At 41.8% G+C, this 23,314-nt stretch carries 22 protein-coding genes; 14 read left to right on the top strand and 8 right to left on the bottom strand.

The window, feature by feature from the left end:
* Window positions 1-53: 53 nt before the first annotated feature.
* The 3 genes from NPUN_RS31715 to NPUN_RS31705 all read right to left on the bottom strand — a co-directional run bounded on the left by NPUN_RS31715 (window position 54) and on the right by NPUN_RS31705 (window position 2,799).
* Entirely contained in the window at window positions 54-503 is a 450-nt protein-coding gene (locus NPUN_RS31715; RefSeq protein WP_012412467.1) for an orange carotenoid protein N-terminal domain-containing protein, read from the bottom strand.
* An 894-nt stretch (window positions 504-1,397) separates the two neighbouring features.
* Window positions 1,398-1,889: an orange carotenoid protein N-terminal domain-containing protein gene (locus NPUN_RS31710; RefSeq protein ID WP_012412466.1), complete on the bottom strand. Its 492-nt coding sequence runs from the start codon at window positions 1,887-1,889 to the stop codon at window positions 1,398-1,400.
* Between the two features lie 511 nt (window positions 1,890-2,400).
* A complete protein-coding gene (locus NPUN_RS31705; protein WP_012412465.1) occupies window positions 2,401-2,799 on the bottom strand; it encodes a DUF6335 family protein in 399 nt (132 codons plus the stop codon).
* A 362-nt stretch (window positions 2,800-3,161) separates the two neighbouring features.
* Here NPUN_RS31705 and NPUN_RS31700 point away from each other — a divergent pair, with 362 nt between their 5' ends.
* The 7 genes from NPUN_RS31700 (at window position 3,162) to NPUN_RS31670 (ending at window position 8,968) form a co-directional block, all read left to right on the top strand.
* The gene (locus NPUN_RS31700) at window positions 3,162-3,563 is read left to right on the top strand and encodes a DUF2267 domain-containing protein (RefSeq protein ID WP_012412464.1); all 402 of its coding nucleotides are present in this window, start codon (window positions 3,162-3,164) and stop codon (window positions 3,561-3,563) included.
* Between the two features lie 106 nt (window positions 3,564-3,669).
* A complete protein-coding gene (locus tag NPUN_RS31695) occupies window positions 3,670-4,767 on the top strand; it encodes a DJ-1/PfpI/YhbO family deglycase/protease (protein ID WP_012412463.1) in 1,098 nt (365 codons plus the stop codon).
* 105 nt (window positions 4,768-4,872) lie between these two features.
* A complete protein-coding gene (locus NPUN_RS31690) occupies window positions 4,873-5,571 on the top strand; it encodes an SRPBCC family protein (RefSeq protein ID WP_012412462.1) in 699 nt (232 codons plus the stop codon).
* Window positions 5,572-5,671: 100 nt separating this feature from the next.
* On the top strand, window positions 5,672-6,841 hold the full coding sequence (locus NPUN_RS31685; RefSeq protein ID WP_012412461.1) for a zinc-dependent alcohol dehydrogenase: 1,170 nt from the start codon (window positions 5,672-5,674) through the stop codon (window positions 6,839-6,841).
* Between the two features lie 62 nt (window positions 6,842-6,903).
* Window positions 6,904-7,302, top strand: coding sequence for a hypothetical protein (locus NPUN_RS31680; RefSeq protein WP_012412460.1), 399 nt, complete (start codon window positions 6,904-6,906; stop codon window positions 7,300-7,302).
* A gap of 147 nt (window positions 7,303-7,449) precedes the next feature.
* Window positions 7,450-8,619: a zinc-dependent alcohol dehydrogenase gene (locus NPUN_RS31675; protein ID WP_012412459.1), complete on the top strand. Its 1,170-nt coding sequence runs from the start codon at window positions 7,450-7,452 to the stop codon at window positions 8,617-8,619.
* Between the two features lie 7 nt (window positions 8,620-8,626).
* On the top strand, window positions 8,627-8,968 hold the full coding sequence (locus tag NPUN_RS31670; RefSeq protein ID WP_012412458.1) for a cupin domain-containing protein: 342 nt from the start codon (window positions 8,627-8,629) through the stop codon (window positions 8,966-8,968).
* Window positions 8,969-9,078: 110 nt separating this feature from the next.
* Here NPUN_RS31670 and NPUN_RS31665 read toward each other — a convergent pair whose 3' ends face one another.
* A complete protein-coding gene (locus NPUN_RS31665) occupies window positions 9,079-10,311 on the bottom strand; it encodes a methionine gamma-lyase family protein (protein WP_012412457.1) in 1,233 nt (410 codons plus the stop codon).
* Between the two features lie 90 nt (window positions 10,312-10,401).
* Between NPUN_RS31665 and NPUN_RS31660 the strand changes: the two genes are divergently transcribed.
* The 6 genes from NPUN_RS31660 to NPUN_RS31635 all read left to right on the top strand — a co-directional run bounded on the left by NPUN_RS31660 (window position 10,402) and on the right by NPUN_RS31635 (window position 17,041).
* Entirely contained in the window at window positions 10,402-11,223 is an 822-nt protein-coding gene (locus NPUN_RS31660) for an acyl-CoA desaturase (protein WP_012412456.1), read from the top strand.
* A 335-nt stretch (window positions 11,224-11,558) separates the two neighbouring features.
* Window positions 11,559-12,620 carry a fatty acid desaturase gene (locus NPUN_RS31655; protein ID WP_012412455.1) on the top strand — a complete coding sequence of 354 codons (1,062 nt, stop codon included), beginning with the start codon at window positions 11,559-11,561 and terminating at the stop codon, window positions 12,618-12,620.
* A gap of 197 nt (window positions 12,621-12,817) precedes the next feature.
* Window positions 12,818-13,897: a fatty acid desaturase gene (locus tag NPUN_RS31650; RefSeq protein ID WP_012412454.1), complete on the top strand. Its 1,080-nt coding sequence runs from the start codon at window positions 12,818-12,820 to the stop codon at window positions 13,895-13,897.
* A 563-nt stretch (window positions 13,898-14,460) separates the two neighbouring features.
* On the top strand, window positions 14,461-15,156 hold the full coding sequence (locus NPUN_RS31645) for a LabA-like NYN domain-containing protein (RefSeq protein ID WP_012412453.1): 696 nt from the start codon (window positions 14,461-14,463) through the stop codon (window positions 15,154-15,156).
* Between the two features lie 80 nt (window positions 15,157-15,236).
* On the top strand, window positions 15,237-15,947 hold the full coding sequence (locus NPUN_RS31640; RefSeq protein WP_012412452.1) for a response regulator: 711 nt from the start codon (window positions 15,237-15,239) through the stop codon (window positions 15,945-15,947).
* A 5-nt stretch (window positions 15,948-15,952) separates the two neighbouring features.
* Window positions 15,953-17,041 carry a sensor histidine kinase gene (locus tag NPUN_RS31635; protein ID WP_012412451.1) on the top strand — a complete coding sequence of 363 codons (1,089 nt, stop codon included), beginning with the start codon at window positions 15,953-15,955 and terminating at the stop codon, window positions 17,039-17,041.
* A 298-nt stretch (window positions 17,042-17,339) separates the two neighbouring features.
* Here the strand turns inward: NPUN_RS31635 and NPUN_RS39630 are convergent, their stop codons facing one another.
* Window positions 17,340-17,633: an O-methyltransferase gene (locus NPUN_RS39630; protein ID WP_234711166.1), complete on the bottom strand. Its 294-nt coding sequence runs from the start codon at window positions 17,631-17,633 to the stop codon at window positions 17,340-17,342.
* Between the two features lie 1,130 nt (window positions 17,634-18,763).
* Here NPUN_RS39630 and NPUN_RS31625 point away from each other — a divergent pair.
* Entirely contained in the window at window positions 18,764-18,958 is a 195-nt protein-coding gene (locus NPUN_RS31625; protein ID WP_012412449.1) for a hypothetical protein, read from the top strand.
* Between the two features lie 19 nt (window positions 18,959-18,977).
* Here the strand turns inward: NPUN_RS31625 and NPUN_RS31620 are convergent, their stop codons facing one another.
* The 3 genes from NPUN_RS31620 to NPUN_RS31610 form a co-directional block, all read right to left on the bottom strand.
* Window positions 18,978-19,676: a hypothetical protein gene (locus tag NPUN_RS31620; protein WP_012412448.1), complete on the bottom strand. Its 699-nt coding sequence runs from the start codon at window positions 19,674-19,676 to the stop codon at window positions 18,978-18,980.
* Window positions 19,677-19,849: 173 nt separating this feature from the next.
* Window positions 19,850-20,470 carry a flavin prenyltransferase UbiX gene (locus NPUN_RS31615; RefSeq protein ID WP_012412447.1) on the bottom strand — a complete coding sequence of 207 codons (621 nt, stop codon included), beginning with the start codon at window positions 20,468-20,470 and terminating at the stop codon, window positions 19,850-19,852.
* A 17-nt stretch (window positions 20,471-20,487) separates the two neighbouring features.
* Entirely contained in the window at window positions 20,488-22,842 is a 2,355-nt protein-coding gene (locus NPUN_RS31610) for a ribonuclease R family protein (protein WP_012412446.1), read from the bottom strand.
* Window positions 22,843-23,314 lie beyond the last annotated feature (472 nt).

The following is a 23,314-nucleotide window of genomic DNA, read 5'->3' as shown; positions in this document are numbered from 1 at the left end:
CTTAAAAACAAAGGTGGGGTATAGACCCACCTTTGTTTCTTAACTCAAAACTGTTACAGCACCCGCTTGAAGAAAGTCACTAAATCTTCAATGTTTGGTGTGTGAAGTAAATCTACTACTTCTGTAGCTTTTTCAGAAGGTATATAGTCATCTGGTACATTGATGATTGAAGTTCCCAAATTTTGGGCTAATTGATACCAAAAACCTAATTTATCATCAGCGTTCATTGCAGCGTACTCTTCAGTAGGAATTGCTGTTTCTCCTACTTCATCTTGGTTTAGCAACTGACGCAAAGCAAAAAGCTGTTCTGCCTGTGGCAGGTTTTGAATTTGTGCAACTAAATTCGCAGTCTTTTCATTCGGTACATTATTGAGACATAGAGACGGAATTTCATCACCAATTTCAGTATAAAGTAAGGCTAGGACAGTCAAGCGATCGTCTGTATCCAAACTCTGAAATTTTGATACACTTTGTTCTAAAAAATTGATGTTTGTAGAAGTCATAAGCACCTCAAAGTAATTAACTACTTAATTAACTCAAAATTCTTAAGTGAAAATTATAATTTTGCTTGGAACCAGTTTGACTAGGGGTTTACTAATCAACAGAACTAGGGAAGATTATTTAATTTTGGTAAGTCTCTTCTTTCAATAGAAATTTCCGTCAAGCAAATAGCTGCAATTTTAGGTATGTCCCACCACTCTTATTACTTAAAATCGCTGGACTTTTGCTAGCAATGTATCTATTATATTAGTCGGTGTTGTATCATAACTTAAGTATTAAATAGCTCTGAAGATTGTTTAGCAATCGCCTCTATTTAAACCTTTAAAATGTGAAACCTATGGCTTTCATTAATCAATATCTTTGTCAACCATAATAGCTAATGGTAAATTAGTTACATTTTTGTGTTTATCATAGATGTAATTTGGTATAAGATATGAAAAAACTCATTAAATCTCCGATGTAAAAAATTGAATTATCCATTTTAATATCTCTATCAATTTTAAGAATTTAATTTTAGATAGAAAACTATAAAAAGATAGAGCTTAATATAAAAAAAGCATATTTAAACCAACCAAAAGGCAGATTAATTCAAATATAATTACTTTTAATATATTGATTACAAAACAAAGGGCGTTAGGACTGTAGGGTGCAAGTGACCTCATGAAATAAATGCTCACAGGGTAAAAGTGTTATTTTTACTCTGTGTTTATTTCTCAAGAAAAATGAAACCGCCAGTCATCAAAATTCAAATTTATATTAAGCGACCGACGGATATAAAAAACTTTAAGAAGAGAGGTATAGATAGATGTGTCTACAGCACTTCGCAAACAAGACCATCTTATCTTCATTTAGAGACTAAATAGATAACCTCAAGCAGCCTAAAAAGTTAAAAAGTGCTAAATTTCAGCACCTGCTTTTGCTCCAGTACCCATTGGCGACACATAATCACGGAAAAGAGTAATCTGTTGCTCAAAACCTAATCCTTGAATTCTACCAAACAACGCTTTAGATTCTGAGGGTAGTTGATAGTCAGACGGTACAGGAATGATAGTACCATTGTCCATACCTTGAGATAATCGATACCAAAACAGTAGCTTAGTAGTATCACCCAAAGAACCATATTCACGAGAAATCTGGGTATCTACTTTATTAATCAAGTCACGCTGAACTTGTAATTGTTGTTCGTGAGATAATTCCTTAACTTGATTAAACAAACCTTCCGCGATTTCTGGAGAAACAGTACTGGCCCCAGGAGCAGCTGGTGTAATTGAGCCACCCATTTCTTTATAAATGAACCAAAATAAAGCCAGTTGTTGATCCACATCCAACTTTTGCCAAGCTTGAACATGTTCGCGAATAGTTGGATCGCTAGTTTGTGTGTATGTCATTATTAACTCCGATTGTAAGTTATCAGTACACTTAGTAATGTTATCAAATGCAGATTTAACGTTTTACCCTACTGAAGACATAGGTATTAAAATCAGAAAGAAGAATAATTATAAGCAGAACATAAATTGGGTAAAGTATAGTCTCACTTTAGAAATAATCATTAAACTTAGATACGAATGCAATATAAAACTCATATTTGATTTCTGAAAACATTCAGTATAACTCAAATAGGCTTCTTGCCTTTTGCCTGCTACACAAATAATTATTGCTACACCACGTTGCGCGAACAGAAATCAAAGCGGATTGCTATATCAAAAGCTAGAATAATGCTTGGGAAAGGCAGATTAAAAAATTGGCAATTTCAACGCTGCCAAATTCAGAGATTTTCGAGATATATTTCGATAGATAGATGATTCCTTTTGTTGTGACAGTGCTTAGAAAAGCACTGCCTATTTAGCCACATTAAATTTGTGAATTCACAGTAGAAATACGGCTTCTGTTTTATTGAGCTTATTCTCCCCGCTCTTGATAATCTTCAGAAGACTTCGGATCTAACTCCCAGCGATCGCTATCACGATCCTCTAAAATATCATTGGTATGGAGAAACTCAGAGTCAGCCATTTCTAGCCCCACTGCCGCTTCTAGCTCCTCAGTTACATTTTTATCGGGAGTTGCAGTAGTACCACCAACAGCTTCATCCCCAACTGCATCTGCATCTTGCCAATAAGCATCAACATCTCCACCAGTGAGTTCAGGACTAGTTTCTGTATACTCACGTCTTTCTTCTCTAATTGAGCGCCCACCAATATTGTATCCTGGCAACTCTTTCACACCAGTACCATAGGATTCGGTAATTTCCTGTGGCAAATCATTGGTTTGAATTTCGTCATTATGATTTTTTTCTGCCATGATACTAGCCTTTTTTCTGCATTCTCACAATAACGTTTTCCTATCACTAAGTTATCTTACTAGAGATGTATAGCTTTAGAAATAAAAGAATCTATCCCCTTAGTACGAAGCTAAACTAGCGATCGCACCATACCATTGGAAATATGAAATCATGGTCAAGCAACTTGTAGTTGAAGTTTTTAGTTATGAGTGAAAACTTGTAAAGCCGAAATTATTCAGTAGCAAAATTTTCGCTCGTAACTATTTTTATTAATAATAGGAAAAATAAAAAACTGCTCCACTTTAATTTTAGACTAATGCTTTTAACTACCTAAATGTCAAATAGCAAAACATTCAAAAATTTTGGGAAGCGGAGGTAGACAGTGGAATACAACGAGTTCATTACACATGTACAAAGCCTTGCTCAATCAGATTCTCGTGAAGAAGCAGAAGGTGCTACCCGTGCCACGCTAGAAACTCTAAAAGAACGGATAGCAGGTGATGAAGCAGAAGAACTAGCTAAAAATTTGCCTCCACAACTAGGCAATTATTTACGAGGCAGAGAAGGAGATAGTGGTCAATCCTTTAACTTGCAGGAATTTATCGCTCGTGCAAGCCAAAAAGAAAACATTGAACCAACGACTGCTGTAATTCATGTGCGAGCTGTATTTGCTGTATTGCAAAATGCTATTAGCCCCGAACAATTTGCTACACTTCACGCCTATTTCTCTCACGATTATGAAGAACTATTTGCTATTTCATCAACAGGTGAATTAACTGCATAATAGGCAATTCAAAAAAAATCAAGTTCACAATTCAGGATTTTTAACTTTCCTAATTGATGAATATTCTTACTAGTTAAATACTAGAAATAAACAGGCAATAACATTTATGACTGACCATAACAATCATTCTGGGAAGAAAAAAGTTGCTATCCTCATTGAACAGGCAGTAGAGGATGCAGAATTTACAGTTCCTTATAATGGACTAAAACAAGCTGGAATAGAGGTAGTAGTCCTTGGTTCCAGAATGAATGAAAAATATAAGGGTAAACGCGGCAAACTTAGCATTCAAGCTGATGGTACTACAACAGAAGCGATCGCAGCCCAATTCGACGCTGTGATAATTCCTGGTGGGATGGCTCCCGACAGAATGCGGCGCAACATCAACACAGTACGCTTTGTCCAAGAAGCTATACAACAAGGAAAACTAGTTGCTGCGGTTTGCCACGGGCCACAAGTTTTGATTGAAGGCAACTTGCTCAAAGGTAAACAAGCCACTGGTTTTATTGCTATTGCCAAGGACATGATTAACGCTGGCGCAAAATATCTAGATGAGCCAGTGGTAGTTGACGGAAATTTGATTACATCTCGTGAACCTGGGGACTTGCCAATTTTTACCACAGCTATTTTGAGCCGTTTGGGTTATGGTGGCAAAGATGCTGCATTACCAAATGAGAAAGACACAAGTGCTGAATGGTGGAAGCTAGCTGATGCTTGGGGTGGCTCAACTAAAGGTGATATCACCAGAGGTTTAAATAATGCCCTTGCTGGTGAGCGTTATTCGCTAGAAGCATTTGAGAAATACTTGGAAAAAGAATCAGATAGGGAAGTCAACTCAGTCTTTCAAGAAATAATTGCAAATAAACAGCGGCATATTCAAAAGCTAGAAACCTATATTCATCATTTGGGTGAAAAACCCTCTTTAGGAGCAAATATTGCTAATCAGTATGCCAAAGTAAAAACTGCCTTTACAGGAAGTGATGACATATATCAGTTACGTTCTGCTTTAGGTGATGTGCAAACTGGTATCGGCGATATTGGGAATTTGTCTGCGATGTTCACTGACCCAGTAGCAACTGCTATTTTCAAAGAAATTTACCACGATTTATTGAAATACGAACAGCGATTAGTAGAACTGTATCGGGCGCGGATAGGTACTCAGATTCAGCCTCCTAAGCCGACTACAGGCGCGGCAGTGTCAATGTAAGTTTTTTGAACTTAGACGGCTATCGCAGAGGCGCAAATAACACAGAGATAGAAACAAGAGGATATTTGCGCCTCTATGGTAATTACTGTGATGGAGATATAAAAAGTGACTTCAACATCAGGCGATAAATTAAGTACCAGCCAGACTGAAGCTAGTGAAGTAGAGCGTTGGGCATCTCTGATTGGTGGTGGTGCTATGGTGCTGATGGGTTTAAGGCAAGGTTCATTGCGGGGAGCGCTGACAGCTTTAGCAGGTGGCGGTTTGATTTATCAAGGTGCAACCAAGCAAAGCACAATCCAGCAAGCACAAGAAGCAATTGGTATCAACCAACCCATCAAAGTTGAAAAGACAGTAACGATCAACAAACCAGCAGATGAACTTTATCGTTATTGGCACAACTTTGAAAATCTGCCCACATTTATGAAGCATCTCAAATCTGTCAATGTGTACAATGAAAAGCGTTCTCACTGGATTGCCAATGCACCCTTGGGTAACAGTGTAGAATGGGATGCAGATATTCTCGAAGACCGGGAAAATGAGTTTATTTCTTGGGCTTCTGTGGAAGGTGCAGACGTTGATAATTCTGGTTTTGTTCGCTTCAAAAAAGCACCAGGCGATCGCGGCACGGAAGTCAAGGTTGTTTTGGAGTATAACCCCCCCGGTGGAGCATTGGCAGCTACCGTAGCTAAACTTTTTGGTGAAGAACCAGAACAGCAAATTGGTGATGAATTGCGCCGCTTCAAAATGCTAATGGAAGCAGGCGAAATTGCCACCACCGAAGGTCAGCCTTCTGGACGAAGTTAGTTATTTGTTCTTTGTCTATTGTCATTATTCCTTTGCCTAAAGCGAATGACCAATGATGAATTACTAATGACCAATGACTACTGACTAAGGACTAATAACTATGAAAGCAGTCTGCTGGAACGGCGCTAATGATGTCCGGGTACAGTCGGTACCAGACCCGACAATTCTCAACCCGCGTGATGCAATTATTAAAATTACTTCCACGGCGATTTGTGGCTCCGATCTACATATTTATGGCGGCTATATCCCCACAGTGCAACAGGGTGATATTATCGGTCACGAATTTATGGGAGAAGTCGTGGAAGTTGGCAGAGGAGTCAACAATTTAAAAATAGGCGATCGCGTAGTTGTTCCTTCTACCATTGGCTGTGGTAATTGCCATTATTGCCAACATGATATGTGGTCATTGTGTGATAATTCCAATCCTAAAGGTTGGATTGAAGAAAAATTATTTGGCAATATCACCTCAGCCATTTATGGGTACTCCCACATGTTAGGTGGTTATGCAGGCGCACAAGCAGAATATATCCGTGTACCCTTTGCTGATGTAGGTGTCGTCAAAGTTCCGCCAGACTTACCGGATGAGATGTTGTTATTCATCTCCGATGCTATTCCCACCGGTTATATGGGTGCAGAGTTATGCGATATCCAACCGGGTGATACTGTAGCGGTTTGGGGTTGCGGTGCTGTTGGACAGTTTGCCATGATTAGCGCCTACATGATGGGAGCCGAAAAAGTGATCGCAATCGATCGCTTTCCCGAACGCCTGGAAATGGCGAAAAAGTTTGCCAAAGCAGAAGTGATTAACTACGAAGAAGTTAATGCTGGCGAAGCGTTGAAAGAGATGACTGGTGGTCGTGGCCCCGATGCTTGCATCGATGCTGTTGGTTTAGAAGCACACGGCGTTGGTTTAGAAGACTTCTACGACCAGACAAAACAAAAGCTCAGATTGGAAACCGACCGTCCCCACGTTCTGCGGGAAATGATGGTTGCCTGTCGTAAAGGCGGGACTCTTTCAATCATGGGTGTTTATGGTGGTTTTGTAGACAAAATCCCATTTGGTGCTGCCTTCAACAAGGGTCTAACTTTTAGGATGGGACAAATGCATGGACAAAAATATATGCATTTGTTATTGCAGATGATTTTGGATGGAAAACTCGATCCATCCTTCGTTGTCACCCATCAATTACCTCTAGAACAAGCACCCCACGCCTACCACATTTTTCAACAAAAAAAGGACAACTGCATCAAAGTTGTTCTTAAACCCTGAATGGTGAATAGTCATTCAGCGTTTTGAATTGTACACCTAACATAATGCAATTGAGGTTTTTTATGAATCAAGTAATTTCATGGTTGCGGAATATTCGCATTTCTCAGATTATTGTAGTTTTCCTGGTAGGATTTATGTTCTTACTAGGTCAGGCTTTTAGTGACATTAATGTAGCACAAGCTGATGTTAAAACTCCAGAGGGTACTTATTACAAAGGAATCCCCGATGGGCAAAGTGAAATCAGAAACGATAGCCAAACAACAAATACCCAAAATCCATTAAAAGGCGCTGCTGATAATATCCGCGAAAAGCTGAACTTGGATGAAAAAACTCCTAGAGCTACAAAAGAGTTTTTTGATCCTGCAAAAAACAGAGCCGGAGATAAAGCTTCATCATACGGTGCAGATAGAGACGGTTATTATCAAAATCCTTCTAGCAAACAACTCAGAGATAGAAGCTAGACTTGTAGCAAATTTTGAGTCTAGATTCTTGAACCAGATTTGATTAGTTACTGAGACGCGATAATTATCGCGTCTCAAAATCAGGCTAAATCGAGTATTTATCTTGATATTAACGACCTAGAAATCATAACTAAGGGCTAAATAATTATGAAAGCAGTTTGCTGGCATGGAGCAAACGATGTGCGGGTAGAAACAGTTCCCGACCCCAAAATTCTCAATCCACGCGATGCCATTGTTAAAATTACTTCCACAGCCATTTGTGGTTCGGATTTGCATATTTACGACGGCTACATTCCTACCATGCAAAAGGGCGATATCCTTGGTCATGAATTCATGGGGGAAGTCGTAGAACTTGGAAGTGCAGTGAAAAATGTGAACGTAGGCGATCGCGTCGTTGTCCCTTTCACTATATCTTGCGGTAGCTGCTTTTTCTGTAATCGGGATTTATGGTCACTGTGCGATAACTCTAACCCCAATGCTTGGTTGGTAAAAAAGCAAATGGGTCATTCGCCAGCAGGTCTATTTGGCTACTCCCATTTATTCGGTGGTTATGCTGGTGGTCAAGCAGAGTATGCAAGAGTACCTTTTGCCGATGTAGGCTTGTTCAAAATCCCCGATGGTTTAACGGATGAGCAAGTGCTATTTTTAACAGATATTTTCCCCACTGGATATATGGCAGCCGAGAACTGCAACATCAAACCCGGTGATATTGTCGCCGTTTGGGGTTGTGGCCCAGTCGGACAATTTGCCATCAAAAGCGCATATATGCTAGGTGCGGAACGTGTCATCGCCTTTGACCGCATTCCCGAACGTCTGCAAATGGCTAAAGAATACGGCAAAGCTGAAGTTCTCAACTACGAAGAAGTGAATATAGGCGAAGCACTTAAAGAAATGACTGGCGGTCGTGGTCCCGATGCTTGTATTGATGCAGTGGGAATGGAGGCACACGGCACAGACTTTATGGCGTTCTACGACCAGGTAAAGCAAGCAGTACGTCTCGAAACAGACCGTCCGACGGCATTACGGCAAGTAATAGTGTCTGCTGCTAAAGGTGGTCACGTATCACTTGTGGGTGTCTACGGTGGCTTTTTAGATAAAATCCCAATGGGTGCTGCTATGAACAAGGGATTAACCTTCAAAATGGGACAAACGAATGTCCACAAGTATCTAAAACCTTTGCTAGAACACATCCAAAACGGTGAAATCGATCCAACGTTTATCATCACACATACTTTACCTCTAGAACAAGCGCCCCACGGCTACGAAATCTTTAAGCACAAGAAAGATAACTGCATCAAAGTTGTACTTAAACCGTAAGGTAATTATGAGCGACACCAGCGTTAAAAAAATAGATTCTACCCATTCCCCTAAAGGTAAACTGGGTCAGAAGTATCTTGCTTCTGGCAAATCTCTTTCTATGCGTCTTTGGGAAGACGAACAACCAAGCGAAGACAAAGAACCAAGTTCGCGCGATTATGAAACAGTTGGTTATGTAATTAATGGTCGTGCCGAATTGCATATTGAAGGGCAAATGATTTTGCTAGAGCCTGGGAGTTCTTGGGTTGTGCCCAAAGGAGCTAGCCACACATACAAAATTTTGGAACCATTCACAGCTGTTGAAGCAACCAGTCCACCGGCTCAAGTCCACGGACGGGATGAAAATTAAACCATAAGAGACAAGCCGTTTTCAATTGTATGTAATGTAGGGGCGTACAGCTAGCTGTGCACCCCTGCCGTGTATTTCTAATTTCTTAATAAACCTCATGGGCTGAATCGCTAATCAGCATTTCCTATTGCATTAATCGCAGCTTCTAATGCGATCGCTACATGAGTCCAATGAGTCCCCCCCTGGCAATAAACTACATAGGGTTCACGCAAAGGCCCATCAGCCGATAATTCCAAAGTACTCCCTTCAATAAATGTTCCCCCAGCCATCACTACCTTGCTCTCATACCCCGGCATTTCATCTGGAATAGGATCTAAGTAAGAACCGATGGGAGAATGCTGTTGTATAGCTTTACAGAAAGCAATTAGCTTTTCGGCAGAACCAAGTTTAATCGCCTGAATCACATCACCACGGGGAGCAAGGGGGGCGGGATTCACTGGATAACCGAGTTTGTCAAATACATAACCAGTTAAGTACGTCCCTTTCATCGCCTCTCCGACCATTTGCGGCGCTAGAAATAAGCCTTGGAACAGCAAGCGATTTTGGTCAAAAGTAGCACCGCCATAACTACCAATACCAGGAGCTGTGAGGCGACAGGCAGATGCTTCCACTAAATCGGCACGACCAGCGACATAACCGCCAGCGCTGACAATTGTGCCACCAGGATTTTTAATCAGCGATCCTGCCATTAAATCAGCACCTACGGCTGTAGGTTCCTTTGTTTCAATAAATTCGCCGTAGCAGTTATCTACAAAGCAAACAGTATTTGGGTTCTGTTGTTTGACTAAGTGGACAATTTTTTCAATATCAGCAATTGATAAACTAGGTCGCCAAGAATAGCCACAAGAACGCTGAATTAACACTAAACGAGTGTTTTCAGTCACATTAGTAGTTAAAGCTTGCCAATCTATAGTTCCTTCTGCGGTTAGCTCCAATTGGCGGTAATTTATGCCAAACTCGATAAGGGAGCCTTGACCTTGACCACGTAAACCAATAACTTCTTCAAGCGTATCGTAGGGAGAACCGACCACTGCTAACATCTCATCTCCAGGACGGAGAACACCAAACAAAGCACAGGCGATCGCATGAGTTCCCGAAACGAACTGCACCCGCACGGCCGCAGCTTCAGCACCCATAACTTCGGCAAAAACTTTATCTAAAGTTTCTCGTCCTAAATCATCGTGACCATAACCACTTACACCAGCGAAGTGGTGTGCGCCCACACGGTGATTACGAAAAGCATCCAGCACTCGTTTTAGATTATGCTTGACCTGAGTGTCAATTCCAGAAAAAATTTCTAATAGTGCCTGTTCTGCTTGCCGCAGCTGTTCTAAGCTGTTCATCAGTTCCTCGTTCAAAAAAAATTAAATTATAGATATGCGGATTTTAAGATCGCACATACTAGGCGGGAAAATTCAAATTCAGGTTATCGCATGACAATTGCTACCTCAACCAAACCTCAAATTAACTGGGTTAATACCCTGTTTTTCATTGGACTGCACATCGGCGCTTTATTTGCTTTTGTTCCTGGTAACTTTAGCTGGACAGCAGTTGGTGTGGGTTTCTTGCTGTACTGGGTGACTGGCGGTTTAGGCGTTACTCTAGGATTTCACCGCCTTGTCACCCACCGCAGTTTTCAAACTCCCAAGTGGCTAGAGTATCTCCTGGTTTTTTTCGGGACACTCTCCTGTCAAGGAGGCCCAATTGAGTGGATCGGGACACATCGCATTCATCATTTAAACTCTGATACTGACACCGATCCCCATGATTCTAATAAAGGCTTCTGGTGGAGCCACATGGGTTGGCTGACTCATTATTGTCCAGCTCACGCTGATGTTCCTCGCTTCACCAAAGATATTGCAGAAGACCCAGTTTATCAGTTTTTAGAAAAATATTTCATTTTGATCCAGGTTGCTCTAGGTGTATTACTTTTGCTCCTAGGTGGCTGGCCTTTCGTTATCTGGGGAATTTTTGTTCGCATTGTCTGGGTTTACCACTGCACTTGGTTGGTGAACAGCGCTACTCATAAGTTTGGCTATCAAAGCTATGATTCTGGTGATAAATCGACTAATTGCTGGTGGGTAGCCGTACTAGTTTTCGGTGAAGGCTGGCATAATAACCATCATGCCTTTCAATACTCAGCTCGTCATGGGCTGGAATGGTGGGAAATCGATTTAACCTGGATGACTGTTCAATTGCTACAGGCGGTTGGTCTGGCTACTAATGTAAAGTTGGCCCCAGCAAAAAGTAGTTAGGAGTAGAGACGCGATTAATCGCGTCTCTACAGGAGTTAGGAATTACGTTCAATGTGAATCAGGCTTGGGAATTTTTATTTTGCCGTCGATTTCTCAAACCCTGATTTTGGGTAGACACAGAAATCCTTATGGCACAAGAAGCATTTCTAATTCACATTCGGCGTGAGTTGAGAATCTAAACTCATCACTCCTAGCTACTAACTTCTCAAAAATCTATTTACGGGTGCGCTTGTGTAGGTTAGGTTGCTATAATCCGAAGCGCTAATGTGAAGAATTTTTGCGGCAAGTTACTTTTTGGTGACTTGGTGTAGGAGTTTGTTGTTTTTCAGGTGTCCATGACTACATCAATAATTAATAGCCAGAAACTAAGTGACGAGCCTGGTAATTCCAACTTCCGGCTCAAAGATATTATCAAAACAGTTCCACGGGAATGTTTTCAGCAGAACCGTCGCAAAGCTTGGACACAAGTACTGCTCAGTGTCTTGGCAGTTGCCTTGGGCTATTACAGCCTGATCGTTACTCCTTGGTTTCTTTTGCCCCTAGCTTGGATTTTCACGGGCACTGCTTTAACAGGTTTTTTTGTAATTGGCCATGATTGTGGACACAGGTCTTTTGCCAAACGTCGTTGGGTAAATGATTTGGTAGGGCACTTCTTCATGATGCCGTTAATTTACCCCTTTCACAGTTGGCGCATTAAGCATAATTATCACCATGCTCATACCAATAAACTGGATGAGGACAACGCTTGGCATCCAATCAGACCAGAAGTGTTTGAAAATTGGGATACAACTAGGCAGTCTGCTTTTAAGCTATTCATGCGTAAACGCTTATGGTGGGTAGGTTCCATTGGACATTGGGCTGTAGTGCATTTTGATTGGCGGAACTTCAAAACTAAAGACCAATCCAGTATTAAGCTTTCTGTGGCTGTAGTAGTTGTGTTTGCTGCGATCTCTTTCCCGCTTCTGGTCGCCACAACTGGTATCTGGGGATTTGTCAAGTTCTGGCTAGTACCCTGGATGATTTACCATTTTTGGATGAGTACTTTTACTATTGTTCACCATACTGCCGCAGATGTTCCTTTTGCGACAGCGAACAAGTGGAACGAAGCTCTAGCACAACTAGCTGGAACTATTCATTGCGATTATCCGCGTTGGGTAGAAATCCTGTGCCACGATATCAATGTTCATGTCCCTCATCATATTTCCACTGCGATCCCTTCTTATAATTTGCGGCTAGCTTACAGCAGCATCAAAGAAAATTGGGGGCCTTATCTCCATGATGAGTGTCAGTTTTCTTGGCCTTTAATGAAGCAGATTACAGACGAGTGTCAACTGTACACAACTGACGTTGGTTATAAGACTTTCAACGAACATTACGAACATTATACAGAGCAATAAATAGCCCTGTGATTACACTCACGCTCTTGAACCAACGAGAGCGTTTATCATGCTGTGTTTTAATAAAATCTGGCAATTGCTTACTGAATAAAATTTTAGATAAATTGCCAGAAATGACTCCTTTTGTGTGTTAGCGATCGCTAGTATCGTGGGCATCCTAATCAAAGTTCTAATTTATATCCAATCAAAAGAATCCAGTGCCATCAAACATCATCACGTTCAACAATCCTCTTGGCTCTGAAAAGTCTGAGGATACGACTAAATTACCTTTCAATCTTCAGGATTTAAAAGCTGCAATTCCTGCTGAATGCTTTCAGCCCAATGTGAAAAAATCACTTTTTTACTTCTTTCGTGATATCCTGATTATCGGTCTGCTTTATGCAGTTGCTTCTTACCTGGATTCTTGGCTTTTCTTTCCGATTTTCTGGCTAATGCAAGGAACGATGTTTTGGGCTTTGTTTGTAGTCGGCCATGACTGCGGACACCAATCTTTTTCTAAGCATAAATGGCTCAATGATTTGATTGGACATCTTTCTCACACACCAATACTTGTTCCTTATCATGGTTGGCGAATTAGCCACAGAACCCATCACAAAAATACTGGCAATATCGATAACGATGAAAGCTGGTATCCAGTAAGCGAATCACAATATAAGGAGATGCCTTTAGCACAAAAGATAGGCAGATATTATGTTTTTCTATTGGCCTATCCTGTGTATCTGTTTAAGCGTTCTCCTAATAAAGAAGGCTCCCACTTTTTACCCGGTAGTTCGCTTTTCAAACCTTCGGAAAAATGGGATGTTATTACTAGCACTGTCCTTTTGATTGGCATGGTAGGTTTGTTGGGTTTTCTCACTTACCAATGGGGTTGGATGTGGTTGCTGAAATATTACGCTGTCCCCTACCTTGTGTTTATAGTTTGGCTAGATTTGGTGACATTTTTGCACCACACTGAGCCCGAACTTCCTTGGTATCGTGGAGAAGATTGGACTTTCCTGAAAGGTGCAATTTCTAGTATTGACCGTGATTATGGTTTGGTTAATCATATCCATCACGATATCGGTACTCATGTTGCTCATCATATATTCCTTAACATCCCTCACTACAATTTGTTGAAGGCAACTGAGGCAATCAAACCAGTGATGGGTGAGTATTTCCACAAATCGGAAGAACCAATTTGGAAGTCATTATGGAATTCATGTATCAGCTGTCATTTTGTACCTGATACTGGTAGTAGGGTTTACTACACATCTAATAATAAGTTGGCTAAAGACTAAAACTCAGATTCCCGACTTCTTTAAAGAAGTCGGGAATCTTGTATTTTCATCAGCCTTTTCTGACTATTTAAGGTTGAACATCCCCTCATTCAGATAAAAACTGCCTTTTAAAGATTATCCAAATACCTTAAAAAACCTACCTTTTGAGGTGCGATTGCATATTACATTAACAGTCTGCCAGTATTTGAGCGTCCTGACATTGCGATAACTTTCAACTTCTTGGCTGTAAGGTTATTAAAACTCAGAGGTAAAATAAAAATAGATAGATGACGTTTGCGGATTCTTGCCCCTAACCTGGCAGTTAAAATTTATTTTCTCCAAACTCTTGCTGTCTTGGTGGGTAAAGATTAACATATCTGTGGACAGAAGCAATATATCATCAAACCAACCCTAACAACACTGAAAAACCTTTGGCTGTCTACTTTGAATCTGGTTTAGCACCATTTTACTTTATCTGTATGTACTGATTTAATACCATTACCTGCTAGGGTTATAAATTAGCACAGACTATACTATAGACAATTTACACAAAACTTTTTCCATCTTTAAAATCAGAGGTATCAATGATTATAACTAATTTTAGCAAACAAGCAAATGAATTTAAGGAACCTAAAGTACTCAAAACTAAACCACATTGGCAAGGGCAAAATTTGAGCGATACTACGGTCAAAAGTAAAGAGCCTAAAATACAAGATACTACATCTGATAGTTCAATTGTAAATAGCTTGAATCGTGGTCGAGTTGCTATTTTTATTGATGGCTTAAACCTATTTCATACAGCTTTACAACTGGGCATCGAAATTGACTACGTTAAATTGCTTTGTCATTTAACCAATGGTTCAAGACTGTTGCGGGCTTTCTTTTATACTGGGGTTGATAACAGCAATGAAAAGCAACAGGGTTTTCTGTTATGGATGCGTCGTAATGGCTATCGTGTAGTAGCTAAAGATATCATGCAACCAGCAGAAAATTTCAAAAAATCAAATCTGAACGTAGAAATTGCTGTAGATATGATAACTCTAGCTCCTTATTATGATACTGCGGTCTTAGTCAGTGGCGATGGAGACTTAGCTTATGCGGTGAACGCTGTCAGCAGAATGGGAGTTCGGGTGGAAGTGGTGAGTCTACAAACTACTACTAGTGAAAGCTTGATTGATGTTGCTGACTGCTTCATTGACCTCGATAGTATTAAAGCACACATTCAAAAAGATTCTAATCTTGGCTATAGTTATCGCACACCGTCAAATTCAAACCTTTAATCCACTCTGGCGGAAGTTTATCTATTTTGTAACAAGGGGATTTTACCCCTTGTCTGCTCCCAGTTTTGTGATTAATTAAAATGGATATTTTAATAGTTGAAGATGAGCCAGAAATTGCTCATTTAATCCAATTATCTTTAGAAAAAGAAGGATTTTTTTGTCGCATCAGTCGTGATGGGATAAATGCTTTACGAATGTTTCAGGAGCAACCACCTGATTTAATCATTCTAGATTTAATGATTCCTGGTTTGGATGGGTTGGAAGTTTGCGCCAGAATTCGCCAGAAACCGGGTACAAAAGATCCTTACATTTTAATGCTTACAGCTAAGGGTGAGGAAATCGATCGCGTGATTGGTCTATCTACTGGTGCTGATGATTACATGGTAAAACCCTTTAGCCCTAGAGAGTTGATAGCTAGGGTGCGGGCATTATTACGGCGTAGCCTCCGCCAAGGGGGACAGAATCAAGTCAATCGTACTCAACACTTTATCGTTGATGTAGACCAGCGCACTGCTAGCCGTCAGATGAATTCTCAGCAACCTGAAGTTTTGGACTTAACTACCCTGGAATTTAACTTACTAACCACTTTTGTTAGTAATCCTGGTCGAGTTTGGAATCGCACTCAACTAATTGATAAACTTTGGGGAGATAACTTTTTCGGCGATGAGCGAGTGGTTGATACTCATGTAGCTAGGTTGCGAAAAAAGATTGAGCCTGATTCGGCAAGTCCTACTTTTATTAAAACGGTTGTTGGGGTGGGCTATAAATTTGAAGATCCTCCGGTAGCGTAAATGTTATGAAGATGGGGCTGAGAACGCGCCTATTTTTCTCCCACTTAGTAGTAATGATCGTGGGGGTAGCTAGTCTGGTGAGCATTAGCAAAATCTCTTCCCCCCGCTTATTTGTGCTGCATTTGGAACGATTAGAAAATCAGGGGTTCGACTTAATTGATGTTCGGACTGAATTGGTTACAGGATTTGAACTTGCTTGGCGGCGAAGCACTATTTGGTCAGTTTTAGTCGGTACTACGGCAGCCGGAGGATTGAGTTATTGGGTGTCCAGACGAATTATGCAGCGCTTGACGGAGATGGAACAAATCACCCAGAAATTTGCTGCTGGTCAGATGGATGCAAGACTACCAATGTCTGATATTCCAGAGCTGAATGGACTGGGTGCGAGTTTCAATCGGATGGCAGCCAGTTTAGAAGGGGTAGAAGCGCGGCGGCGAGAGGTGATTGGAGACATGACTCATGAACTAAGGACACCGTTAACAGTTGTGCGTGGTTACTTGGAAGAACTGGCTGATGGGGAAATTGAAGCGTCTCCTGAAATTTATCGGCGTTTAGCTAAAGAAACTAGGCGCTTAGAGCGATTGGTGAACGATTTACAAGAATTGTCTAAGGCAGAAGCTGGTTATTTGCCAATTAATATCCAACGGGTAAATCTGCGTCCGTTATTAGAGTCGTTAGTGGAGAAATTCACCGATCAATTGTTGGAAGATGGGCCAGTTCTGCTCTTACAATGTCCATCTGTGCTACCTCTTGTCTTGGCGGATATTGACCGTACAGAACAGGTGTTGGTTAATTTGCTTGGTAATGCGGTGCGTTACACTAACGAAGGTTCAATTACCATTCGTGTTGGGACTGAAGCTTCTCTTCTCTGGATTGCGGTTATAGATACAGGTATTGGTATCGCTCCAGAAAATTTGCCTCATGTGTTTGAGCGTTTCTGGCGAGCCGACCAATCGCGCGATCGCCATTCGGGAGGTACTGGTATTGGTTTAACTATTTCCCGTCGTTTGATTGAACTACAAGGCGGTCAGATTCAGGTAGAAAGCGAGTTGGGAGTTGGCAGTACGTTTCGGTTTTTTCTGCCTTTGGCTTAAGTTGAGCCAAAACCCTTGAGATACAAGGCATTGACACAAGGTAGTCACGGCTGTGTCATACCCAATTGCTAATTTGAAAGTATCTAACCAAAATCTTGTTTTTTGATGGGTGTCGAGATTTTGGAATTGGGTGGAATATAACGTTAATTTGGCATTTGGGTAGAATTCTATATGTCTACTTTTTTTTTGGCTGCTTTTTTGGTTAGTTTGCTAAGTGTTTCGGGTTATGCTGCGATCGCCTACCTGTTCCCTCAAAATCGTTCCCAAGACTGACGAAATAACAATTTCTGGCTATTTTCTAGTTTACTATTGCGATCGCAAAGCTGTCGTATCCTTTGCTGCCCACGGTCTGGATTGCCGTAGCGCTGACGCGTGGCTCAGAGGCAAGCAATTCATTGAAGCGACGCACACCCTGAACGCTAGGATAGCTGCTGGTGGCATCAATTACTGCTCCGTTACGCACGACATTATCGGCAACGATCAGGCTACCGGGACGGGAAAGCTTGAGCGCCCATTTGAAGTAATCGGGATTATTTGGCTTGTCGGCATCAATAAAGATCGGGTTAAATGGACTGTTACCCTCGGCAGTAATCTGGGGGAGCGTAGAGAGTGCTTGCCCAAGGCGTAGGTCAAGTCGCTTCTCTACGAGACGCTGCGCGAACGCTCCAATTAAAAATTAAAAATTATTAATTAAAAATTGCAAGACGCGACGCTCCTGCGTCGCTAACGCTTCGCTATCGTGGACTCGCTTGCCGCCGGCGCTATCAGTGGGGGTTTGTACCCCAAATTAACTACAGTCCATTGCTCTTGAATCATAGATTCTCACTTTTTACCCCATCTATAAAATTCTGCGCGGTCTTCTCCCAAAGAGAGGGGCTTTGCCAACGCAAAGCGTCTTCCCCATGAGCAACTGCCAAAGGACACAAATAAAGAAAATTTGGCGTAGTCTCACCAAGAAATAGTATCAATATCTGACTGGAGCAGACCGAATCAGCGATTCATTAGCAGAGCATAAGAAGGAGAGAATCGCTAATAGGGATTTTGATCAATTGCAATCTTTTCCCTAGGCTTTCTGAAAGCATTAGAGTTTTGTTTCAATCTCTAACAGGCATTTTGATACATTGCAATTAGTAACACTTTTAACTTTAATGATTTGAAAACCCGTTTCAATCCCTAAACGGATTCTACTATGTTAGTTTTTAATCCTTAATTATTTAAATGTTCTTTTATAACCGCTTCTCTTTACTCTCAAGTCTATTTATTAATGTATTGAAAGTAACTTAGCAATAAATTAACCATTCTTCAGTGAAATTACTATAAACAATCAACGATAAATTTATAAAAAATGTAGTAATTTTCCTGAAGTAACTTGGTAGTTGCTGTATAGCTATCGCTTTTCTTAATGAAAAAATTAACATAGCTTGTTTGAAACTTTATCCAAACAATTTCTGTCTATCTAAATAATCCGAATTTTCACTCTGGTGCATAATTTTAAGTATACAAAATACTGTGTTTCTAATAGCACGGTATGGTTAGTCTAAAAATCTAGTTATAACAAGTCCTGCCCAATTAAATGTTTCCGATAAAGGTGTAAATAATGACTAATACACTGCGATCGCCCAAAAAAGCTTTGTAAAGAAAGAAGTTTCGACACAAAAACTACTGCATATTTCACCCCAATAAGCCTGAATGAATAAATATAGGATGAATGAGGCGTCAACTATGAATCGAATTCGTGACGTTGTACAAAAAGCTTTAGCAACTGGCTATTTGACAGTGGAAGCTGAAAATCAACTACGACAACTGTTGACTACTCGGTATGACTTGGAAGATTTTAATGCTTTCATGGCTTTGCAGGAAGCTGCCATGACTGGTAAGGTCAAGCAGGAGTCTAGAGAGCGGTGTGGCATCAAGTAAAGACATAGTAAGCTATGTCTTACCGACGGGAGCGTTTATCATCATCCTCAAAATCCTCATCATCATCAAAAAATTCCCAATCATCGTCATCCGCTTGATTAGTAGTGGGTGGCTGATAAGGGGGGATGATTACTCGGTAATCGGCATCATAAACGGATTCGGTTTTTCCCACAGCCGTATTTTTGGGCTCACGGTAGCTGTAGGAGTAAACTGAACCAGACTGAGAACTGCTTTTGGCTTCTGATTGACGTTCGTAGATTTTCGAGTCTCTAGCAGGTTGAGTTTGAGGATTAGGGGTAGGCGCTTCCTCGAACTTTTCATCAAAGTTCCAATCATCATCTCTACTGCCATTTGTCTCCCAATCATCAAATTCATCACTAGTAGGCTCTTCTTTTTTACTAGGTGATGGTGGAGGAGTGGCACGAGATGTAGATTCTTCTCTTTGAGTTGCCTTTGCACGAGGCGAAGTTGTGCTTCGGCGGTCAGGAGTTTGGCGTTGTCCTGCCACAAAATAATTGGATAAGTTAAACAAGGTAGCAATCAATATAGATGTGAAAGCACCTGTGGTAGTACTGAACAAAATCCATATCGCTAGTGGTAATGGTTGAGTTCGCACGCCCAAAAATACTAGCGATAGGACAGGCGACCAATTTTGAACTAACAACAGCGTTAGTCCTCCCAGTACCGCCACCAATAGAATTAAGCGAATTACAGCCATAGCAATTTTGTCAATTGTCAATTGTCAGTGGTTAGTTGTCGGTGGTCAGTGGTCAGTTATCAGTCTGATTACTCTTCACTAATTACTGTTCACTGACTACTGACACTATCAGCCATCTCTATCATTACCCTTTTAGGACTATTGTGAAATTTCCGATGAGTCCACTGAGGGCGTTAGCGACGACCTTCCCACCTTTGAATTGGGATGCAGTCAATATCTAGTTGATCTAAAGCACGGGCAACTACAAAATCAACTAAATCCTCGATGGTTTGGGGATTATGGTACCAGGCGGGAATCGCGGGAACAATTCTAACTCCAACTTCAGCTAAAGAGGTTAAGTTACGCAGGTGGATGAGGCTAAAAGGCGTTTCACGAGGCACAATGACCAGCTTTCGCCCTTCTTTAAGTTGGACATCTGCTGCCCGTTCTAGTAAATCGGAACTCAAGCCAACCGCTAGCTTTGCTACTGTACTCATGCTGCATGGAATAATTATCATCCCCAGAGTGGCAAAGGAACCACTCGCAATCCCGGCTCCAACGTCACCCCAAGGATGGCAGCGGAGTTTACCCGAAAGCGCAACTCCAGCTTGCTCTCGCCAAAATTGTTCTTGTTGAGTTGGCTCTGGTGGCATCCGAATTTCCTGTTCTGACTGCCAAACCATGTAAGTAGATTTAGAGGCAACCAATTCAATACTATAATCCGCTTCTAGCAAAAATTTGATCGCGCGAACAGCGTAAATCAGACCAGATGCGCCCGATACGCCTAAAATTAGAGGTTTGCTTTTCTGTGACACGTAACTTTTAGTTGATTTTACTCATCCTCAGAGTAAGGGTCTAGGTCATCAGGCTCAATGTCATTTGGTAAGTAGAGGTCTGAAAGCTCCTCATTAGAACCATTGCCAGTTAAACCTTTGGGTACACCATCGCTGCCGACTGTTACCAAATCAATTTGCTGACGGTAGTAATCGACACTCTTAACTTGGACAGCGACGCGATCGCCTAATCGATAAGAAGCGCGATTTTTGCGCCCAAATAGTGCCTGTTGTCTGGCGCGATATTCATACCAATCATCTTTGAGAGAACTGACGTGTACCAATCCCTCTACCCGCAAAGGCACACCAGGATTACTGCTGGATTCTACCTCGGCTGCTGGTACTTCAATTTCCACAAAGAAACCGTAGGATTGAACGCCAGTAATCACGCCTTGAAATACCTGGCCGATGCGTTGCTTCATCAGTTGGGCTTTTTGCAGTCCGGCTAAATCAGCTTCAGCTTCTTGGACTTCTTTTTCTCGGTCGTTGATTTGGACAATTACCCTAGTTAAATCGCTTTGGAGTTCTTGTTGCAATTCTGGGGGTAAAACGTTCCAGTTAATTTCCTCGTGGCTGGAGGAGTGGCGCAGGTTAACGCGTTCTCTGACACGGGTATTGCGGCGATCGCGTCCGTTTTCGAGTAGCGTGTAATACACTCGCTGCATCAGCAAATCTGGGTAACGCCGCAAGGGAGCGCTAAAGTGGACATATTGCGGTAGTGCCAGACCAAAGTGAGATCCTTTGGTGGTGCTGTATGCCGAAGGCTTAAGAGTATCTTGCAATAAGTAAGTAAGAACTTGCTCAGAGGGAGATTCGGCAAAAGCTGTCGTCAAATGTTGATAATCTAAGGGTTGAATATCGACTTCTGGATCTAGTGTGAGGTCAACGCCTAAATTGACTGCCAATTTCAGCATTTCCTGAACATCTTCGACATCGGGCGTACCTTGGACTCGCCAGATAGCCGGAACACCAAGAGCATTTAAGTGAGTTGCGATCAGTTGATTAACTAACAGTACCAACTCCGTGAGTAGCGATCGCACTGGTAAATCATTCACCACCACAGCGCCGAGAATCCCCTCATCATAGTAGGCGTTTTGGCTGGGCGGCAGATTCAACTGGAGGCTACCACGATTCAACCGTACCTGTTTCACGCCTGTTTGTAAGGCTTGGAGGTCTTGCAGTATTTGGACGACCTGTGGGGATTGAACTTGAGATTCACCTGTAAGAATTGCTTGAGCTTGTTCTGTAGTCAGTGCAGTCTCTACGTTGATGACGCTGGGTTGAATTTCCCACTCCAACACTTCTCCAGATTGGGGATCAATGGTAATTAAAAAAGAGATAGTTAAGCGATCGCTCCCAGGTATTAAAGAACAGCGTTCTGCCACAACTGGGGGCAAAATTGGCAGTACTAATTCTCCCAGATACACTGATTTACCCCGTTTGAGTGCTTCTCTATCTAGGGCTTCATCAGGTTGGACATAGTGAGAAACATCAGTGATATGAACGCCTAAAAGCCAATTTCCGGCTAAGTTTTTTTCTAAACTAAAAGCGTTTTCTATAACTTTGGTATCGCCATTTACTCCTTCAATGGTGAGAGTAAACAAATTACGCAAATCCAAGCGATTTTTTAGGTCTGCTTTGAGTAGCTTTTTGGGTAACTTGGCGGCTGCTTCGAGAACATGATCGGGAAAAGTCCGGGAAAGGTCGTGTTTGCAAGTAACTAAATCTATATCAGCAGCAGCTTCGGCATCGCTACCGAGGATTTGCACCACTCGACCAAGGGGAGGATATTGTGCCAACGGGTAACGCAAAACTTCCACATGAACAAGGTGGTCGATCGCTTCTTCCAACTTTACCTCGTTAGGTTGGATCTTGAGTTCAAACAGCAATCGATCGTCTAAAGGCACAGCCCGGAAACCAGTTTCCACCTGCTTAATTCGTGCCAGTAACGTGTGGTTGGAACGTTCTAGAATCAGCTTCACCTCTCCTTCAGGAGAGCGACGGCGGCTGCCTTCTTTGAGAACTCTAACCAAAACGCGATCGCCATTCCAAGCATTACTCAAATGACTTTCGCGGATGTAAATATCCTCGGCTCCTTCCACATCTTGAATAGCAAAGCAAAAGCCTTTACTAGAACAACGGAGTTTTGCCTCGATTATTCCCTCTTCTGAAACACGACGGTATTTGCCCCGTTCTTTGACCAAAATACCGATTTTTTCAAGAACATCTAAGGCAATGTGAAGTTTTTGTAAACTTTTTTCATCTTCACAGCCAAGTTTCTTTTCTAAAACCTTCCGAGCTACCAATTTATCATCGGTGAAATTGGCAAGGAGTGTAGCGATTGAAAATTCCATGCAGTGAACCGACCTTTGGTCAAAACATCATTTGTTAATCTGGTTCATTCCTGTATACCCTCACGGCTTACAGAAACAAGCTGGAAACGAATTGCCCAGAGGCAAGGCTTCCTAAGTTCTAAGGAAAGGAAACCCAACCCAGCAAGAGTGGGAAACTACTCCGGCAGTTCCGAGCAAAGGAAGCCTACCCACGGACAACTCTGGGCATCTACGAACTTCTCACTGCACGATGCTCTCAGAATTCATCTGCGTTCAAGTCACTTCACCTAACCAAACTTAAGATTGCACGCCTGATTTTGCAATTTAGCCCCGCTAGTGAATTACGCGACGGGTTTTTGAGAAGTTGGGTTTAGAGAATCCATACTGCCCAAAAGCGCTATGCAGGGGAGCCACTGCGGTGAGGCAGCCCCCGTCTTAGCGCAGCCTTAGCGAGGTACGAGCATCTGGGGTTTCCCCAAGTGGAGCAAGTGGC

It is taken from the genome of Nostoc punctiforme PCC 73102, assembly GCF_000020025.1.
Classification (GTDB): domain Bacteria; phylum Cyanobacteriota; class Cyanobacteriia; order Cyanobacteriales; family Nostocaceae; genus Nostoc; species Nostoc punctiforme.
Note: the sequence above shows the minus strand (reverse complement) of the source record. Positions and strands in the feature narration are given on the sequence as shown.

Bases quoted from the DNA above. Each gene is read 5' to 3' on its own strand.
- NPUN_RS31715 (WP_012412467.1), bottom strand. From the start codon at position 503: ATGACTTCTACAAACATCAATTTTTTAGAACAAAGTGTATCAAAATTT.
- NPUN_RS31710 (WP_012412466.1), bottom strand. From the start codon at position 1,889: ATGACATACACACAAACTAGCGATCCAACTATTCGCGAACATGTTCAA.
- NPUN_RS31705 (WP_012412465.1), bottom strand. From the start codon at position 2,799: ATGGCAGAAAAAAATCATAATGACGAAATTCAAACCAATGATTTGCCA.
- NPUN_RS31695 (WP_012412463.1), top strand. From the start codon at position 3,670: ATGACTGACCATAACAATCATTCTGGGAAGAAAAAAGTTGCTATCCTC.
- NPUN_RS31685 (WP_012412461.1), top strand. From the start codon at position 5,672: ATGAAAGCAGTCTGCTGGAACGGCGCTAATGATGTCCGGGTACAGTCG.
- NPUN_RS31680 (WP_012412460.1), top strand. From the start codon at position 6,904: ATGAATCAAGTAATTTCATGGTTGCGGAATATTCGCATTTCTCAGATT.
- NPUN_RS31675 (WP_012412459.1), top strand. From the start codon at position 7,450: ATGAAAGCAGTTTGCTGGCATGGAGCAAACGATGTGCGGGTAGAAACA.
- NPUN_RS31670 (WP_012412458.1), top strand. From the start codon at position 8,627: ATGAGCGACACCAGCGTTAAAAAAATAGATTCTACCCATTCCCCTAAA.
- NPUN_RS31665 (WP_012412457.1), bottom strand. From the start codon at position 10,311: ATGAACAGCTTAGAACAGCTGCGGCAAGCAGAACAGGCACTATTAGAA.
- NPUN_RS31660 (WP_012412456.1), top strand. From the start codon at position 10,402: ATGACAATTGCTACCTCAACCAAACCTCAAATTAACTGGGTTAATACC.
- NPUN_RS31655 (WP_012412455.1), top strand. From the start codon at position 11,559: ATGACTACATCAATAATTAATAGCCAGAAACTAAGTGACGAGCCTGGT.
- NPUN_RS31645 (WP_012412453.1), top strand. From the start codon at position 14,461: ATGATTATAACTAATTTTAGCAAACAAGCAAATGAATTTAAGGAACCT.
- NPUN_RS31640 (WP_012412452.1), top strand. From the start codon at position 15,237: ATGGATATTTTAATAGTTGAAGATGAGCCAGAAATTGCTCATTTAATC.
- NPUN_RS31635 (WP_012412451.1), top strand. From the start codon at position 15,953: ATGAAGATGGGGCTGAGAACGCGCCTATTTTTCTCCCACTTAGTAGTA.
- NPUN_RS31625 (WP_012412449.1), top strand. From the start codon at position 18,764: ATGAATCGAATTCGTGACGTTGTACAAAAAGCTTTAGCAACTGGCTAT.
- NPUN_RS31620 (WP_012412448.1), bottom strand. From the start codon at position 19,676: ATGGCTGTAATTCGCTTAATTCTATTGGTGGCGGTACTGGGAGGACTA.
- NPUN_RS31610 (WP_012412446.1), bottom strand. From the start codon at position 22,842: ATGGAATTTTCAATCGCTACACTCCTTGCCAATTTCACCGATGATAAA.